This window comes from Streptomyces sp. CC0208, from assembly GCF_003443735.1.
Classification (GTDB): domain Bacteria; phylum Actinomycetota; class Actinomycetes; order Streptomycetales; family Streptomycetaceae; genus Streptomyces; species Streptomyces sviceus.
In genome coordinates this window covers 1251527-1266510 of sequence record NZ_CP031969.1, presented here as the reverse complement: position 1 = coordinate 1266510, position 14984 = coordinate 1251527, and the positions used below count along the sequence as shown (strand labels likewise).

The 14984-nt window shown below is 71.8% G+C and carries 12 protein-coding genes; 7 read left to right on the top strand and 5 right to left on the bottom strand.

What is annotated here, in order from left to right; translation table 11 throughout:
• Positions 1 to 2 precede the first annotated feature (2 nt).
• From D1369_RS05885 to D1369_RS05875, 3 genes are read left to right on the top strand one after another with little or no spacing between them, the layout of a single operon-like run.
• Complete coding sequence (locus D1369_RS05885) at positions 3 to 1511, top strand: GMC oxidoreductase (protein ID WP_007386070.1); 1509 nt, start codon at positions 3 to 5, stop codon at positions 1509 to 1511.
• Positions 1512 to 1532: 21 nt separating this feature from the next.
• Positions 1533 to 2144, top strand: coding sequence for a nucleoside deaminase (locus D1369_RS05880; protein ID WP_007386071.1), 612 nt, complete (start codon positions 1533 to 1535; stop codon positions 2142 to 2144).
• Positions 2141 to 3112 carry a sugar phosphate isomerase/epimerase gene (locus tag D1369_RS05875; RefSeq protein ID WP_007386072.1) on the top strand — a complete coding sequence of 324 codons (972 nt, stop codon included), beginning with the start codon at positions 2141 to 2143 and terminating at the stop codon, positions 3110 to 3112. The genes D1369_RS05880 and D1369_RS05875 overlap by 4 nt, the downstream gene beginning before the upstream one ends.
• On the opposite strand, the gene D1369_RS05870 is transcribed toward D1369_RS05875, so the two are convergent.
• The gene (locus D1369_RS05870) at positions 3059 to 4357 is read right to left on the bottom strand and encodes an MFS transporter (protein WP_007386073.1); all 1299 of its coding nucleotides are present in this window, start codon (positions 4355 to 4357) and stop codon (positions 3059 to 3061) included. The two genes, D1369_RS05875 and D1369_RS05870, sit on opposite strands and share 54 nt — an antisense overlap.
• A 156-nt stretch (positions 4358 to 4513) precedes the next feature.
• Between D1369_RS05870 and D1369_RS05865 the strand changes: the two genes are divergently transcribed.
• Together D1369_RS05865 and D1369_RS05860 are read left to right on the top strand one after the other, a co-directional pair.
• Complete coding sequence (locus D1369_RS05865) at positions 4514 to 6568, top strand: phospholipase C, phosphocholine-specific (protein WP_007386074.1); 2055 nt, start codon at positions 4514 to 4516, stop codon at positions 6566 to 6568.
• A 64-nt stretch (positions 6569 to 6632) separates the two neighbouring features.
• Complete coding sequence (locus D1369_RS05860; RefSeq protein ID WP_007386075.1) at positions 6633 to 7496, top strand: phospholipid scramblase-related protein; 864 nt, start codon at positions 6633 to 6635, stop codon at positions 7494 to 7496.
• A gap of 21 nt (positions 7497 to 7517) precedes the next feature.
• Here the strand turns inward: D1369_RS05860 and D1369_RS05855 are convergent, their stop codons facing one another.
• Positions 7518 to 8465 (bottom strand): hypothetical protein, encoded by a 948-nt coding sequence (locus D1369_RS05855; protein WP_007386076.1) that lies wholly within the window; start codon positions 8463 to 8465, stop codon positions 7518 to 7520.
• Positions 8462 to 9265: a phosphatase PAP2 family protein gene (locus D1369_RS05850; protein ID WP_007386077.1), complete on the bottom strand. Its 804-nt coding sequence runs from the start codon at positions 9263 to 9265 to the stop codon at positions 8462 to 8464. The genes D1369_RS05855 and D1369_RS05850 overlap by 4 nt, the downstream gene beginning before the upstream one ends.
• A 185-nt stretch (positions 9266 to 9450) precedes the next feature.
• Here D1369_RS05850 and D1369_RS05845 point away from each other — a divergent pair, with 185 nt between their 5' ends.
• The gene (locus D1369_RS05845) at positions 9451 to 10065 is read left to right on the top strand and encodes a TetR/AcrR family transcriptional regulator (RefSeq protein ID WP_007386078.1); all 615 of its coding nucleotides are present in this window, start codon (positions 9451 to 9453) and stop codon (positions 10063 to 10065) included.
• Between the two features lie 150 nt (positions 10066 to 10215).
• Here D1369_RS05845 and D1369_RS05840 read toward each other — a convergent pair whose 3' ends face one another.
• Positions 10216 to 11217 carry a DUF2510 domain-containing protein gene (locus tag D1369_RS05840; RefSeq protein ID WP_007386079.1) on the bottom strand — a complete coding sequence of 334 codons (1002 nt, stop codon included), beginning with the start codon at positions 11215 to 11217 and terminating at the stop codon, positions 10216 to 10218.
• A gap of 252 nt (positions 11218 to 11469) precedes the next feature.
• Between D1369_RS05840 and D1369_RS05835 the strand changes: the two genes are divergently transcribed.
• Positions 11470 to 14139: an AAA family ATPase gene (locus D1369_RS05835; protein ID WP_118082306.1), complete on the top strand. Its 2670-nt coding sequence runs from the start codon at positions 11470 to 11472 to the stop codon at positions 14137 to 14139.
• 17 nt (positions 14140 to 14156) lie between these two features.
• On the opposite strand, the gene D1369_RS05830 is transcribed toward D1369_RS05835, so the two are convergent.
• Entirely contained in the window at positions 14157 to 14936 is a 780-nt protein-coding gene (locus tag D1369_RS05830; RefSeq protein ID WP_007386081.1) for an SDR family NAD(P)-dependent oxidoreductase, read from the bottom strand.
• Between the last annotated feature and the right edge of the window lie 48 nt (positions 14937 to 14984).

Genomic DNA, 14984 nt, shown 5'->3' with positions numbered 1-14984 from the left:
ACTTGACCCACACCCCCCGCACCGACGTCCTCATCGTGGGCAGCGGCATCATGGGCTCCCTCGTGGCCCGCCTCCTGCGCGAGAGCGATCCCGCGCTGCACATCACCATGGCCGACGGCGGCAGCCCGATCGGCGGCACGCCGGGACGGCACCTCCACGACCTCGACGACCCCGACCTGTGGTCCCGCTACAACGACAAGGTCGCCACCGGCATCCAGGGCATGTACACGGGAGCGGAGGTGGTCCGTGAGGTCGCCGGCAGCCTCCCCGACCTCATCCCCGGCATGTTCCACGCGCTCGCCTTCGGCGAGGACGCCGAGGCGATGCCGCAGGCCGCGCTCGCCTGGAACGCGGGCGGCATGGGCGTCCACTGGACCGCGGCCACGCCGTGGCCCGCCGGGGACGAGGTCTTCGACTTCGGCGACCCTGACGCCTGGGCGGCCGACCTCGACACCGCACGCCGGCTGCTCGCCGTCACACCCGCCGCGATCGGCCCGACCAAGGTCGGCGGACTCGTCCTCGACGTCCTGCGCCGACGCTACGGCGATGCCGGGCCGGCCGACCGGGCCCCGCAGCCCATGCCCATGGCCGTCACCCCCACACCCTCGGGCCCCATGCCCCGCACGGCACCCGGAACGATCTTCCCCGCACTCGCGCGGGGCGGCGATCCCGCCTTCACCCTGCTCACCGGCACCCTCGTGACCGCCCTCGTCCGGGACGCCGACCGGGTCACCGGGGCCCGCCTGCGCCGCGTCGCCGACGGCACCGAGACCGAACTCCGCGCCGGCACCGTGGTGGTGTGCGCCGACGCCCTGCGCACCCCGCAACTCCTCTACGCCTCCGGCATCCGCCCCGAGGCCCTGGGCCGCCGGCTCAACGAGCACGCCTTCGTCACCGCCCGCGTCCTGCTCGACCTCGACCGCTTCGGCCTGGACCCCGACGCCCTGCCCCTGCCGCGCCCCGGCGAGTTCAGCACGGACTCGCTGTGGCTGCCGTGCAACGGACCCGACCAGCCCTTCCACGGCCAGATCATGAACCGCACCTACGTCGACGGGGCCGGCCGGCCCCTCGCGCACTCCGTCGGTCTGTCGCTGTACGTCCCCGTCGAGTCGCGCCCGCAGAACCGGCTCGTGTTCTCGGCGCGCGAGACCGACCTGGCCGGACTGCCCCGCATCCGCGTCGAGTTCGGCTACTCCGAGTCCGACCGCGCGCTGATCCGGCGGGCGCTGGACGAAGTCCGGTCCCTCGCCGAGGAGTTCGGCCCCTTCGATCCCGCCACCGAGTCCGCGGTGCTTCCGCCCGGTTCGTCGCTGCATCTGACCGGCACGGTCCGGGCAGGCGTCACCGACGACGGCGCCGGCGTGTGCGACCCGGACGGGAGGGTGTGGGGCTTCGACAACCTGTACCTGGCGGGCAACGGGGTCGTTCCCACGGCGATGGCCGCCAACGTCACCCTGACCGGCGCCGTCACCGCGGTACGGGCCGCCCGTGCCGTCACCGCACGCACCTGAACCACCGAGAGGAACCGAACCGTGATCGACATCGCCAGGGAATACCGCGTGGCCCTGCCCGCCTGGATCGACGACGAACTCGCCGACGCGCCCGCCGCCGTACCCTCCCGCGAGGACCGGATGCGTCTCGTGCACCGCCTCGCCGACCGCAACTGGCGCGAGGGCAACGGCGGTCCGTTCGCCGCGCTCGTCGCCGAGCGCGAGTCCGGCAGGATCGTCTCCGTCGGCGTGAACGTCGTCCTGTCCACCGGAGTCTCCAGCGCGCACGCCGAGGTCGTCGCGCTCGGCCTCGCCCAGATCGCCACCGGCAGCTGGGACCTCGGCGGGGACGGCCTGCCGTCCCACGAACTGGTCGTCAACTGGCGCCCCTGCGTGCAGTGTTACGGCGCCACGATGTGGTCCGGGGTGCGCGGCTTGGTGGTCGCGGGTCAGGGCCCGGAACTGGAGGAGATCACCACCTTCGACGAGGGCCCGGTCGGCGCGGACTGGGCCGAGCAGTTCGAGACGCGAGGCATCGAGGTCGTGCGCGATGTCCTCAGGGACGAGGCGCTCGCGGTGTTCCGCGACTACCGCAAGGCCGTTGACGAGTCCGACGAGGTCGTCGTCTACAACGCGCGCGGGGGAACGGAATGAGCCCTCGTTTCGCGACGGACGTCGTCACCTTCTACCACCCCGGATTCTGGGACCTCGACTCCGCCGACGCGGTACGCGACTGGGCCGCGGATCATCCGGACCGCTTCTGGCGGCGGGTGCTGGACACGCTCGCCGAGACCGAGGTCACCGGCATCGAGCTGACATTCGCGCCCGGCGGCATCGACTCGGCGCTGCGCGCGTACGGCAGCGCGCAGGCGTTCCGCCGGGAACTGACCGGCCGGGGCCTGACCGTCGTCAGCGCCTTCATCGCCGACAGCGACGCCCCCGACTGGCGGCACGGCGACAACCTCCCCGCGATCGTCGCCGACGCCGAGCGCCGCGCCGCCTTCCTCGCCGAGGTGGGCGCCGAGGTCCTCGTCGCCGGACTGCCGATGAGAGCGACGTACGGCACCCGCCCGCCCTTCTTCGTCGACGCCGCCTACATGACCCGCATGGCCGACATCGCGCACGCGGTGGGTGAGGCGGTGTCCCGGTACGGGGTGCGGCTGGCCTTCCACACCGAGTCCCACAGCACCCTGTGGTACGAGCGGGACATCGACCTGTTCATGGCCCTGACCGACCCGCGCTATGTCTGGCTGTGCCCCGACTCCTGCCACATCGCCCTGGGCGGCGGCGACCCCGTCGCGGTGGCCCGGCGCCACACCCCGCGCACGGCCCTGGCCCACTGGAAGGACGCGGTCGCCCCGATCGACGTCCACCTCACGATCGACGAGACGGTGTACGCCCGACAGCAGCCGTACATGACGGAGTTGGGCACGGGGATCGTCGACTGGGAGGGCTGGGCGGACGCGATGTCCGCGACGCCCGGCGCGGACACGGTCCTGATCGAGCTGGACGAGGCCGCCGATCCGGTGGCCGCGCTGAGGTCGGGCACGGCGGTGGCGAAGCGGGCGCTAGCGGCGCAGTTCTCCGTGAGCGGTCTCCGGGAGCCGCAGATAGACCAGTGAGGAGCCGAGGCAGAGGGCGGCCACGTACCAGGGAAACGCTCCCGCGTGGCCCAACTCCTTGAACAGCGTGCCCACATACGGTGCCGTCCCCCCGAACACCGCGACCGTCAGCGAGTAGGGGAACCCGATCCCGGCCGCCCGGACCCGCGCCGGGAACACCTCCGCGTTCACCGCCGCGCTGATCGACGTGAACCCGGTCAGCAACACCATCCCCGCACACTGCACGAGCAGCAGCACCGCGAAGGAGTCCCGCAGCGCGTGCAGCAGCGGCACACTCAGCAGCGCGAAGCCCAGCCCGAAGAACAGCAGCAACGGCCGGCGCCCGAAGCGGTCCGACAACAGCCCGCCGAGCGGCTGGAGCACCCCGAAGAAGGCGAGCGAGATCGTCCCCGCGAGCAACGCGTCCGACTTGGCGACACCGGCGTTCAGTTCGGCGTACGTCGGCAGATAAGACGTCCACGTGTAGTACGCGATCGTGCCGCCCATGGTGATCCCGCAGATCAGCAGGGACTCGCGCGGATGGCGCCGCAAGCCCTCGAGGAGACCGGGACGCGGCGCCCGCCGCTGCTCCTCGCTGCGCGTCTCCTGCGCGCCTTGCCGGATCCAGAACCCGACCAGGGACAGCACGGCTCCGAGGGCGAACGGGACGCGCCACCCCCAGCTGTCCATCCGCCCCTCGTCCAGCGTGTCCACCAGCAGCGTGGCGATCCCAGAGGCCAGAAGCTGTCCGGCCGTCGTCGACACGTACTGGAAGCTGGAGAACAGCCCGCGTCGGCCGGGCCGCGCCGACTCGACCAGGAAGGTCGTCGAGGCCGCGAACTCCCCGCCCACGGACAGCCCTTGGAGCAGGCGCGCGAGCACCAGCACGACCGGAGACAGGACGCCGACCGCCGCGTACGTCGGTGTCAGCCCGACCAGGAGACTGCTCCCGCCCATCAGCAGAATGGTGACCGTCAGCGCCGAGCGCCGCCCGTGCCGGTCCGCGATCGCCCCCATCAGCAGGCCGCCGACCGGCCGCATGAAGAAGCCGACCGCGAACACCGCGAACGTCGACAGCAGGGGCACCAGCGAGTCGTTCGCCCCCTTGGGGAAGACCGCGCCGGCGATGTAGGTGGCCAAGAACGTGTAGGCGTACCAGTCGTACCACTCCACGGCATTGCCCACGGAGGCGGCGAGGAGCTGCCGTACAGGTCGTTCGGTGGGTGGCGCGTCCGTATGTGGTGTCGCTGTCATGATCGCGACCATCCCCAGATCGGGGTCCGCCACACCTCCCGTACCCACGACTTTCACATCAGCGCCACCGCACCCTTCCCTGACGTTTGTTGCTCTTGGAACACTCGCTGCGCGCACCTTCCGTCACATGCGGGCCATCGATGCGCAGGATTGAGAGGTCCCTCACTCATGTCCGACGTCAACCGGCGCAGATTCCTCCAGCTCGCGGGCGCCACCACCGCCTTCACGGCTCTTTCGAACAGCATCCAGCGCGCCGCCGCGCTCCCGGCCCACCACCGCACGGGGACGATCGAGGACGTCGAGCACGTCGTCGTCCTGATGCAGGAGAACCGGTCCTTCGACCACTACTTCGGCTCGCTCAGGGGCGTTCGCGGCTTCGGCGACCCGCGCCCGGTGACGCTGGAGAACGGCAAGCCGGTCTGGCACCAGACGGACAAGAACGGCAAGGAGATCCTGCCGTTCCGCCCCGAGGCCGACGACTTGGGGCTCCAGTTCATCCAGGACCTCCCGCACGGCTGGAACGACGGACACGCCGCCTTCAACGGGGGCAAGTACGACAAATGGGTCCCCAATAAGGGCTCCACGACGATGGCGTACCTGAACCGCGAGGACATCCCGTTCCACTACGCCCTCGCCGACTCCTTCACCATCTGCGACGCCTACCACTGCTCGTTCATCGGCTCGACCGACCCCAACCGCTACTACATGTGGACGGGCTACACGGGCAACGACGGCCAGGGCGGCGGCCCGGTCCTCGGCAACGACGAGGTCGGCTACGGCTGGACGACCTACCCCGAGCGACTGGAGAAGGCCGGCGTCTCCTGGAAGATCTACCAGGACGTCGGCGACGGCCTCGACGCGAACGGTTCCTGGGGCTGGATCCCGGACGCCTACCGGGGAAACTACGGCGACAACTCGCTGCTCTACTTCAACCAGTACCGCAACGCCAAGCCCGGCGACCCGCTGTACGACAAGGCCCGCACCGGCACGGACTACACCAAGGGCGAGGGCTATTTCGACCAGCTGAAGGCCGACGTGAAGGCCGGAAAGCTGCCCCAGGTCTCCTGGATCGTCGCCCCCGAGGCCTTCACCGAGCACCCCAACTGGCCCGCGAACTACGGTGCCTGGTACATCGCCCAGGTCCTGGACGCGCTCACCGCCGACCCGAAGGTGTGGGCGAAGACGGCCCTGTTCATCACCTACGACGAGAACGACGGCTTCTTCGACCACGTGGTGCCCGCCTTCCCGCCCGGCTCCGCGGCCCAGGGCAAGTCCACGGTCGACCCCGCCCTCGACCTGTTCAAGGGCGACGCCAACCACCCGGCCGGCCCCTACGGCCTCGGCCAGCGCGTGCCGATGCTCGTCGTCTCGCCCTGGAGCAAGGGCGGTTACGTCTGTTCCGAGACACTCGACCACACCTCGATCATCCGCTTCCTGGAGCGGCGCTTCGGCGTCCACGAGCCCAACATCTCGCCCTGGCGGCGCGCCGTCTGCGGCGACCTGACCTCGGCCTTCGACTTCTCCCGCAAGGACACCAGGCCGGTCGCCCTCCCGGACACCGACGGCTACGCGCCGCCGGACCGCGAGCGCCACCCCGACTACGTGCCCGTCCCGCCCGCCGTCGGCTCCCTGCCCAAGCAGGAGCGCGGCCTGCGCCCCGCCCGCCCGCTCAAGTACGCCCCGCGCGTGGACGGTTCGGTGGACGTGAAGAGCGGGACCTTCACACTCACCTTCGCCTCCGGCGCCAAGGCCGGCGCCGCCTTCCTGGTGACCTCCGGCAACCGCGCCGACGGGCCCTGGAGTTACACCACCGAGGCCGGCAAGAGCGTCTCGGACACCTGGAACTCGGCGTACTCCAAGGGGTCGTACGACCTGACCGTGCACGGCCCGGCGGGCTTCCTGCGCGTCTTCAAGGGCTCGAACAAGAGCGCCGGTCCCGAGGTCACCGCCCGCCACGAAGGCGACGACGTCGAGCTGACCTTCACCAACAAGGGCTCCACGACGGCCCGTCTGAAGGTCGCGAGCGGCTACGGCGACCCCGCGAGGACCTTCACCGTGCGGGCCGGTGCCACCGTCCGGCACACCTTCCGCCTCGCCAAGAGCCGTCGCTGGTACGACCTCACGGTCACCTCCGACGTCGACACGGCGTTCCTCAGGCGATTCGCCGGACATGTCGAGAACGGGCGCCCCGGGGTGAGCGACCCCGCCGTCATCACCAGGTAAAGCCGTACGGGGGGGCGGTAATTCACCTGGCCGGAATGCGGTGGTCCCGGGGTAGTGTGCCCCGGTGACCACGCATTCGAACACACCTGCAGGCTGGTACCCCGATCCGCACGGAGCCGCCCAGACGCTCCGGTACTGGGACGGGGCGCAGTGGACCTCGCACACGCACCAGGACCAGCAGGGGGCGGGGCAGGCCCAGGCTCAAGCCGTCAAGGCCCCGCCGGTCCAGCAGGCACCGCAGATGCCTCAGCAGTCGGCCGGCCCGGACCCGCGCGTGCAGCGTCAGGTGCAGCAGCAGGCCGGGGTCACCGGGGGCGGTGCGGGCGGCGGCACGCTGTTCTCCGAGCCGGTGCTCGTGGTGAACCAGAAGGCCAAGCTGATCGAGCTGACCAACGAGTACAAGGTCATGGACCAGAACGGCAACCAGCTCGGCTCCGTCAGCCAGGTCGGGCAGAGCGCCCTCCGCAAGATCGTGCGGTTCTTCTACAGCATCGATCAGTTCATGAAGATCAAGCTGGAGATCCGCGACGCCCACGGGCAGCCGGTCATGCTGCTGACCCGGCCGGGGAAGATCTTCAAGTCGCGGGTGATCGTGGAGCGCCCGGACGGTTCGCCGGTCGGTGAGATCGTCCAGCAGAACATGATCGGGAAGATCAACTTCGCGCTGATGGTGAACGGCCAGCGGGTCGGGGCCATCAAGGCGGAGAACTGGCGGGCCTGGAACTTCGCGATCGTCGACCACACGGAGAACGAGGTCGCCCGGATCACGAAGACGTGGGAGGGGCTCGCCAAGACGATGTTCACGACCGCGGACAACTACGTGCTGCAGATCCACTACCAGCTGCCCGAGCCGCTGTTGAGCCTGGTCGTCGCCACCGCGCTGACGGTCGACACGGCGCTGAAGCAGGACGCCCGCGGGTTCGGCTGAGCCTCCGGCAGAGCTGAGTTCCTACAGAGGTGTGAGGTGCCCCGGCTCCGGCTGCCGGGGCACTGTCATGTCCCGCAGGGACGGTTCCACGGACGCGGTCGACGGCTCCAGGGCCAGCACCGCCGCCACCGGGTGGTCGTCGTCCACCGGCACCGGGGCCGTCCGGGTCAGCAGCACCACACCCCAGGCCGCCAGGCCCGCGCCCGCCAGGGCGAGCAGCACTCCCGCCGCGCCGCCGCGCAGACCCTCGCCCAGCAGGGAGAGGCCGATGATCGCCGCGGCCACCGGGTTGGCCAGGGTCACCACCGCCAGCGGGGCGCCCAGGCCGTCACGGTAGGCGGTCTGGGAAAGCAGGAGTCCGCCCGCGGCGAAGGCCGCGACCAGCAGGGCCACGCCGATCACCTGGACGCTGAGCAGGGACTCGGAACGGTCCGTCGCGGCCACCGTCACGGTCTGGGTGAGCGCGGAGGCCACCCCCGAGGCGATCCCGGACGCCGACGCGTGCCGTATGCCGGGCCGGGCGCCGGGGCGGGCCAGCAGACCGATCAGGGCCGCCGTCACCGCCGCCACCGCCACCGCCTCGGACGTGCTCAGCACCTTCCCGGGCTCGGAGCCCGACGCCACCACCAGGATCGCGGCGAGACCGGCCAGCGTGTAGGCCGTGCCCCGCCATTCCGTCGCGCTGACCCGGCGCCCCGCGATCCGCGCGCCCAGCGGCACCGCGGCGACCAGGGTGAGGGCGCCGAGCGGCTGGACCACGGTCAGGGGGCCGTACTTGAGGGCGACGACATGCAGCAGCGCGGCCGCCGCGTTGAGCCCGACGGACCCCCACCAGGCACCCGAGCCCAGCATCCGCAGCACACCGGAGCCGGGGTTGCGGGAGGCGAGGCGCTCCTGGGCGACGGCGGCGGCCGCGTAGGCGACGGAGGAGAGCAGGGAGAGGGCGAGGGCGAGCAGGGTCGCGTTCATCGGACCGCTCCGACCAGGACGTTCTCCTGCGGTTCGGCCGGGGCGAGCTTCTCCTGTGCCCGGCCCGCCGTGGCGGCCGTGCGGTGCGGCGGGTGAGTGATCGCGAGCGCGATGCCGAGCAGGGCCGCGGCCACGAGCGCGTCCATCCAGTAGTGGTTCGCCGTCCCGACGATGACCACCAGGGTCACCAGCGGGTGCAGCAGCCACAGCCAGCGCCAGTGCGAGCGGGTGGCCACGATCAGGCCGATCGCCACCATCAGGGCCCACCCGAAGTGCAGCGAGGGCATCGCGGCGAACTGGTTGGAGAGGGTGTCGGTCTGCGGCGGGCCGTACACGGAGGGGCCGTACACCTTCGCGGTGTCGACCAGTCCGGCCGCCGCGAGCATCCGCGGCGGGGCCAGCGGGAAGACTAGGTGCAGCACCAGGGCGGCGCCGGTGAGGGCGGCCAGGACGCGGCGGGCCCAGACGTAGTGGGCGGGGCGCTTCAGGTACAGCCAGACCAGGAAGGCGACGGTGGCCGGGAAGTGGACGGTCGCGTAGTAGGTGTTGGCGATGTGCGCCAGGGTGTCGCCGTGCAGCAGCAGCGACTGCACCGAGCCCTCGCCCGGCAGATGCAGGGTCCGTTCCCAGTCCCACACGCGACCGGCGTTGCGGTAGGCCTCGGCGGTGTGGCCCGTGGCCAGTTGCCGGCCGAACTTGTAGACGAGGAAGAGTCCTACGACGAGCAGGATTTCCCGGACGAGCGGCGGCCGCGCTGTCGCGCTCGGCCCCGCTTCTGCAGGCTCGGTGCGGGCATTCATCCCCCGGCCCTTTCGCTGGTGCTGGTGCTGAACCGGACGTACGGGTGACTCGTCCGGCTGCCGAAACTCATCGGTACGGCATCGTACCGATACGCCAGTGTACCGATACGGTCGGGTACCGGTACACTGGCGTATCGATAGACATACGACACACTGGAATCCGGGAATGAATGGAGGACGAGCTGATGACGTCGCAGGCCGCGGACGGACCGGAGACGGTCGCCGCCTCGCGCCGCTCCAAGATCACGCCCGAGCGTGAGCAGGAGTTCTTCGACGCCGTGCTCGAACAGGTCCGCGAATGCGGATACGAAGCCGTGACCATGGAGGGCGTCGCCGCCAGCACCCGCTGCAGCAAGTCCACCCTCTACCGGCAGTGGAAGACCAAGCCCCAGTTCGTGGTGGCCGCCCTGCGCTCCCGCCGCAGGTCGAAGTTCGACGGGATCGACACCGGATCGCTCGCCGACGACCTGCGCGAGGCCGCCCGGGCCGCGGGCCGGTGGTCGATGCACGACACCAAGCTGCTCCAGGCGCTCGGCCACGCCGTCACCCAGGACGCGGAACTCGCGCAGGCCCTGCGTGAGGCGCTGGTCGAACCGGAGATCGCCGCACTGAGGCACATTCTCCAGCGGGGGGTCGACCGGGGTGAGATCACCGCCGGACACCCGGCGCTGGAGTACGTCCCGGCCCAGATGTTCGGCGTCATCCGCGCCCGGCCCGTCGTGGACGGGAAGTACGCCGACCCGGACTACCTGGTCCACTTCGTCGAGGCCGCCGTACTGCCGGCCCTCGGCCTGACCTGAGACCCAGGTCGCCGTCCACGGGATGACTGGACGGTGGCCTGCTCGCGCCGCACCGTGGGGACGGGGGCGGCGCGCACCCCCCGGCCGGGTGGGGTTCCTCCTGAGCGGGGAGGCGCCCCACCCGGCCGACGGGTGTCCGGGGACCGGTCGTCAGACGCCCTGGCCTCTGCCGCCGCCCGTCGACACCTTGATCCCCTTGGTGATGTCGTCGATCACGCTCTGGCCCTCCTCGACGTCGACACCGAAGCGCACCACGACGATCTGCTGCGGGTTCGCCGGGGACGGGAAGGCCAGGGACTCGACATAGCCGTCGGAGCCCTTGCTGGTGACCGCCTTCCAGCGGACCAGATAACCCTTCTGCCCGGCCACGGTCACCGCCTTCGAGGCGAGGACGTCGTGCGAGGTGATCGAACCGTAGGTCTTGCCGCCGTAGGACTGCTCGGCGTTCGCCTGGATGTCGGCCTTGGCGACGGCCTCGGCCGTGCCGCCCTTGGTGCCCAGCGCCACGGCGGGCGCCGAGTAGGCACCGCCCTTCGTGCACTTGTCGGCGGTGTCGCCGGGGCACGCATAGGAGTCGTTCGAGGTCACGGACGCTCCGACCGCTATCTCCTGGCCGTACCAGTCGTCCGGTACGGGCAGGCTGATCCCGTCGATCGAGTCGGTCACCGAACCGCTCTCGATCCTCGGCGCCTCGGACCCCTGCGGGGAGGGCGACGCGCCCCCGGAACCCCCGCTGCCGCCGGAACCGCCGGACCCTCCGTTGCCGCCGAACGGTCCGCCCTGGCCTCCCGTGCCGCCCGGGCCGCCCGGCCCCTGCGAGGTGGCCGAGTCATTGTTCCCGTTGCCGCTGTGGGCCAGCGCGTACACGCCCACGCCTATGCTCGCCAGGACCACGACCGCCACCGCCACGGCTATGCCCGTACGACCGCGCCGCGAGCCGCTCGGCGGCTGGGCGGGATACGGCGGGAAGGCCGGGTACGGCCCGGCGTCCCCAGGGCTCGCGACCTGTTCCGGGGGACCCCATGCGGCGGCTGATCCGGCGGGCCGGGTCTGCTCGGTCCACGCCTTGCCGTCCCACCAGCGCTCGGCGGCGGGACCGTCACTTGTCTGCCCGGGGTCGGGGTACCACCCGGGGGGAGTCTCCTGCGTCATGCCCCCACCGTATGAGCACTCGGTGAAAGAGGGATGAGAGGGCCACCACTCGAATCGGCCGTTCCGAGACGCGCCCCACGGCTGACTGTCGGTCAGGTTTGTCGACGGGAGGTCAGAGGCACCGCGCGTCGCCCTCCCGTACCCCAGGTCACCCGTCAAGGCAACAGGTACCCCGACCGTCCTCCGCTTCCGCACCGGGACGGCTACGCTCGAGATCTGTACGTCGTCCGGGCGACTTGGGGAGGTAGCGGGATGACGGAGGTACGGCCGATTGCGGCCGCCCCGGCCTCGCTGTGGGAGCGCGACGAGGAACTCGCCGCCGTCGAACGGGTGATCGACTCCCTGTGTGCGGGCCGCACGTCCTCGGGCAGTGTGCTGCTGATCCGCGGCGAGGCGGGCTTCGGCAAGACCGCCCTGCTGACCCAGACCCGCCGCCTCGCCGAGGAGCGCGGCTGCACGGTCTGGTCGGCCCGCGGCGGCGAGACCCTCAGGTCCGTCCCCTTCAACGTCGTACGCCAACTGCTCCAGCCGGCCCTCCTGTCGCTGATGCCCGAGGAGGCCCGCGAGTACCTCGGCGACTGGTACGACATCGCAGGCCCCGCCCTCGGCATCGCGGACCCGGGGGAGCGGCAGGCCGACCCGCAGGGCGTGTGCGACGGACTGGTCGCCGCGGTGCGCCGGCTGGCCCGCCGGGACTGGCCGCTCGTGCTGATGGTCGACGACGCCCACTGGGCCGACCAGGAGACCCTGCGCTGGCTCGCCGCCTTCGCCGAGCGCCTGGACGACCTGTCCGTCCTGGTCGTGGTGGCCCGGCGGCCCGGCGAGGCCACCACCGAGAGCGACCGCCTCCTGGAGACCGTGGCCTCCGCCGCGGGCCACCCCGTCACCAGCCTCAGCGCCCTCACCCCGGAAGCCACCGCGGGCCTCACCCGCGCCACCCTCGGCGAGCACGCCGACGCCCCGTTCTGCCGCGAGGTGTGGGCCGTCACCGGCGGCAACCCGTACGAGACCGTCGAGCTCCTCGCCAAGGTCCGCGACAGCGAGATGGAACCCAGCGAGGGCTCGGCCAACGAACTGCGCGAGCTGAACCGGTCGGCCCGCGGCGGCGGACTCGTCGCCCGCCTGGAGGAACTCGGCATCGACGCCACCCGGTTCGCCTGGGCGGCCGCGATCCTCGGCACCGACATCTCCGTCGACCTGGTGGCCAGACTCGCCACCCTCAAGCCGGACAAGGCGACCCTCTGCGCCGAACTGCTGCGCAACGCCCGCATCCTGACCGACTCCGACGCGGAGGACGACGAGCTGGAGTTCGTGCACCCACTGATCGCCACCGCCGTCTACGACTCCATCCCCGACGCCCTGCGCACCGCCATGCACGGCATCGCCGCCCAGCTCGTCACCGACTCCGGGCTCGGCGCCGCGGCCGCCTCCCGGCACCTGCTCCAGGTCCACCCGGACGACGACGAGGAACTCGTCGAGCAACTGCGCGAGGCCGCCCGTGAACACCTCCTCGTCGGCGCCCCCGACGCGGCCCGCCGCTGTCTGGAGCGCGCCCTGCTGGAACCCCCGACCCCCGAGGTGCACGCGCGCGTGCTCTTCGAACTCGGCTGCGCCACCCTCCTGACCGCCCCCGCCAAGACCATCGGCCACCTCCAGACCGCGCTCGCCCTGCCCGGCCTGGAGGGCGCCGCCCGGGTGGACGCCGTCGTCCGCCTGTCCCAGGCGCTCATGCACAACAACCAGCTGGAAGAGGCGGTCCGCACGGTCGAGGCGGAGGCCGCCCGGCACGAGGAAGGCCCGGCCCGACTGCGCCTCCAGGCCGTGCAGTACACCTGGGAGGGGCTCTACCCGGGCGAGGCCACCTCCCCGGGGCGCTCCGAGCGCCTCGCCGCCCTGGCCGCCACCTGCACGGGCCGGGACAACTCCGAGCGGGCCCTGCTGATCCTGCGCGGATTCGACGCGATGGCCCGCGGCGAGAGCGCCGAGGAGATCGGCGAAGTGTGCGACCGCGCCCTCGTCAACGGCCGCCTCGCGCCGGGACTCGGCTGGACCGACACCGAGTGGGGCCTCGAACTGCCGCTGATGCTGGCCAGCGCGTACGCCTTCACGGACCGGCTCGACCGCGCCGAGGCCCTGTACACCGAGGCCCTGCGCACCTACGAGACGGCCGGCTGGAGCGGCGGCCACCTCGCGCTCGCCCACGCCTACGTCGGCCTGGGCCACCGTCGGCGCGGCCGGCTCCGGGAGGCGGAGACCTCCCTGCGCGAGTCCCTGCGGCTCGCCGAGCGGGTGGGGCGAGGCCTGCCGCTGTACTGGTCGGCGACCTGCAACCTCGTCGACACGCTGCTCGCGCGCGGGCATGTCGAGGAGGCGTGGGCGATCGCCGAGCAGTACGGGTTCGCCCCGCCGTACCCGTCCACGATCGTGCTGCCCGACCCCCGGTCCGTGCGCGGGCGGCTGCTGCTGGCGGTCGGCAGGACCAAGGAGGGGATCAACGAACTGGACGCCGCGGAGAAGGCAGCGGCGGTCCGAGGACACCACAATCCCGTGCTGGTGCCGTGGGCGGCCGACCTCGCGCGCGCTCTCGCCGTCGAGGACCCGGTGCGGGCCGCCCAGCTGGCCACGGATCTGCGCCGGCATGCCGAGCGCCTCGGCACGGACACGGCGATCGGTGAGGCGCTGCGGTGCGCTGCCGCGCTGGAGACGGGGCAGCGGGCGGTACGGCTTGCCGCGCAGGCCGTGGCGTATCTGGAGGCGTCGCCTTGTCAGTACGAGCATGCCGCGGCCCGGGTCGAGTACGGCATCGCGGCGCGGTCCGTGGCCGAGCTCAACCGGGGCCTGGCGCTGGCGCGTTCGTGCGGGGCGGACGGGTTGGTGGCGCAGGCCAGGGAGGTGCTGGAGACGGGGCGGGGACTGCGGTGACCGGCGTTTTCGCCTCCTCAGGACACCAGTAGCCGGTCGGTGACGGCCGACAGGCGCTTCTGCACCTCCCTGTCGTACGTCCCCTCGTGTGCCCGCGCCGGATTCGTCCCGTCGAAGAAGCCGCCCGTGCCCAGGTCCTGGGTGGCCAGGGCCAGCACCCCCGGAGCCCCGTCCGCCACCGTCGACCACGGAGCCACCCCGCCCTCGCGGACCATGGCCGTGTCCATGAACGTCGCCGGGTGCAGGACGTTGACCGCGACCTCCGTTCCCGCCAACTCCTCGGCCAGGGCGAAGGTATGGGCCGCCAGCGCGAACTTGGCGCGGCGGTACGCGGCGAAACCGTTGTAGCCGCGAGTGAACTCGACGTCGTCGAAGTCGACCGGCTCCTGGCCGACCGACCCGACGTTGACGATCCGCGCCGGCCGCGTCGGCAACAGTGCTCTGGTCAGCGCGACCGGCGCCAAGTAGTTCACCGCCAGCCGCAGTTCATGCCCGTCCGCGCTCACCTCCCGCCCCGAGCCGGGCGAACCCGCGCCCACGCCCGCGTTGTTGATCAGGACATCGAGCCCGGGGTGGGCCTCGGCGACCCGTGCGCCCAGCTCGCGCACCTGGGCCAGGGAGGCGAGGTCGGCGACGAATCCCTCGGCCACCCCCTCGGTCCGCAGTTCGGCAACCAGGCTCTCGGTGCGGCCCGGGTCCCGCCCGTGGGCGAGGACGAGATGGCCGGCGCGGACCAGTTCGAAGGCGACGTAACGGCCGAGACCGGAGGTGGCACCGGTGATCAGGATGGTCGACATGCTCCCACGGTAGGCACACGGTCGTCTCTCGTGCCTGCCCCTGCCGGG

Excerpts from the sequence above, each read along its gene's own strand:
- D1369_RS05875 (WP_007386072.1), top strand. The coding sequence starts at position 2,141 with ATGAGCCCTCGTTTCGCGACGGACGTCGTCACCTTCTACCACCCCGGA.
- D1369_RS05870 (WP_007386073.1), bottom strand. The coding sequence starts at position 4,357 with ATGGTCGCGATCATGACAGCGACACCACATACGGACGCGCCACCCACC.
- D1369_RS05865 (WP_007386074.1), top strand. The coding sequence starts at position 4,514 with ATGTCCGACGTCAACCGGCGCAGATTCCTCCAGCTCGCGGGCGCCACC.
- D1369_RS05855 (WP_007386076.1), bottom strand. The coding sequence starts at position 8,465 with ATGAACGCGACCCTGCTCGCCCTCGCCCTCTCCCTGCTCTCCTCCGTC.
- D1369_RS05850 (WP_007386077.1), bottom strand. The coding sequence starts at position 9,265 with ATGAATGCCCGCACCGAGCCTGCAGAAGCGGGGCCGAGCGCGACAGCG.
- D1369_RS05845 (WP_007386078.1), top strand. The coding sequence starts at position 9,451 with ATGACGTCGCAGGCCGCGGACGGACCGGAGACGGTCGCCGCCTCGCGC.
- D1369_RS05840 (WP_007386079.1), bottom strand. The coding sequence starts at position 11,217 with ATGACGCAGGAGACTCCCCCCGGGTGGTACCCCGACCCCGGGCAGACA.
- D1369_RS05835 (WP_118082306.1), top strand. The coding sequence starts at position 11,470 with ATGACGGAGGTACGGCCGATTGCGGCCGCCCCGGCCTCGCTGTGGGAG.
- D1369_RS05830 (WP_007386081.1), bottom strand. The coding sequence starts at position 14,936 with ATGTCGACCATCCTGATCACCGGTGCCACCTCCGGTCTCGGCCGTTAC.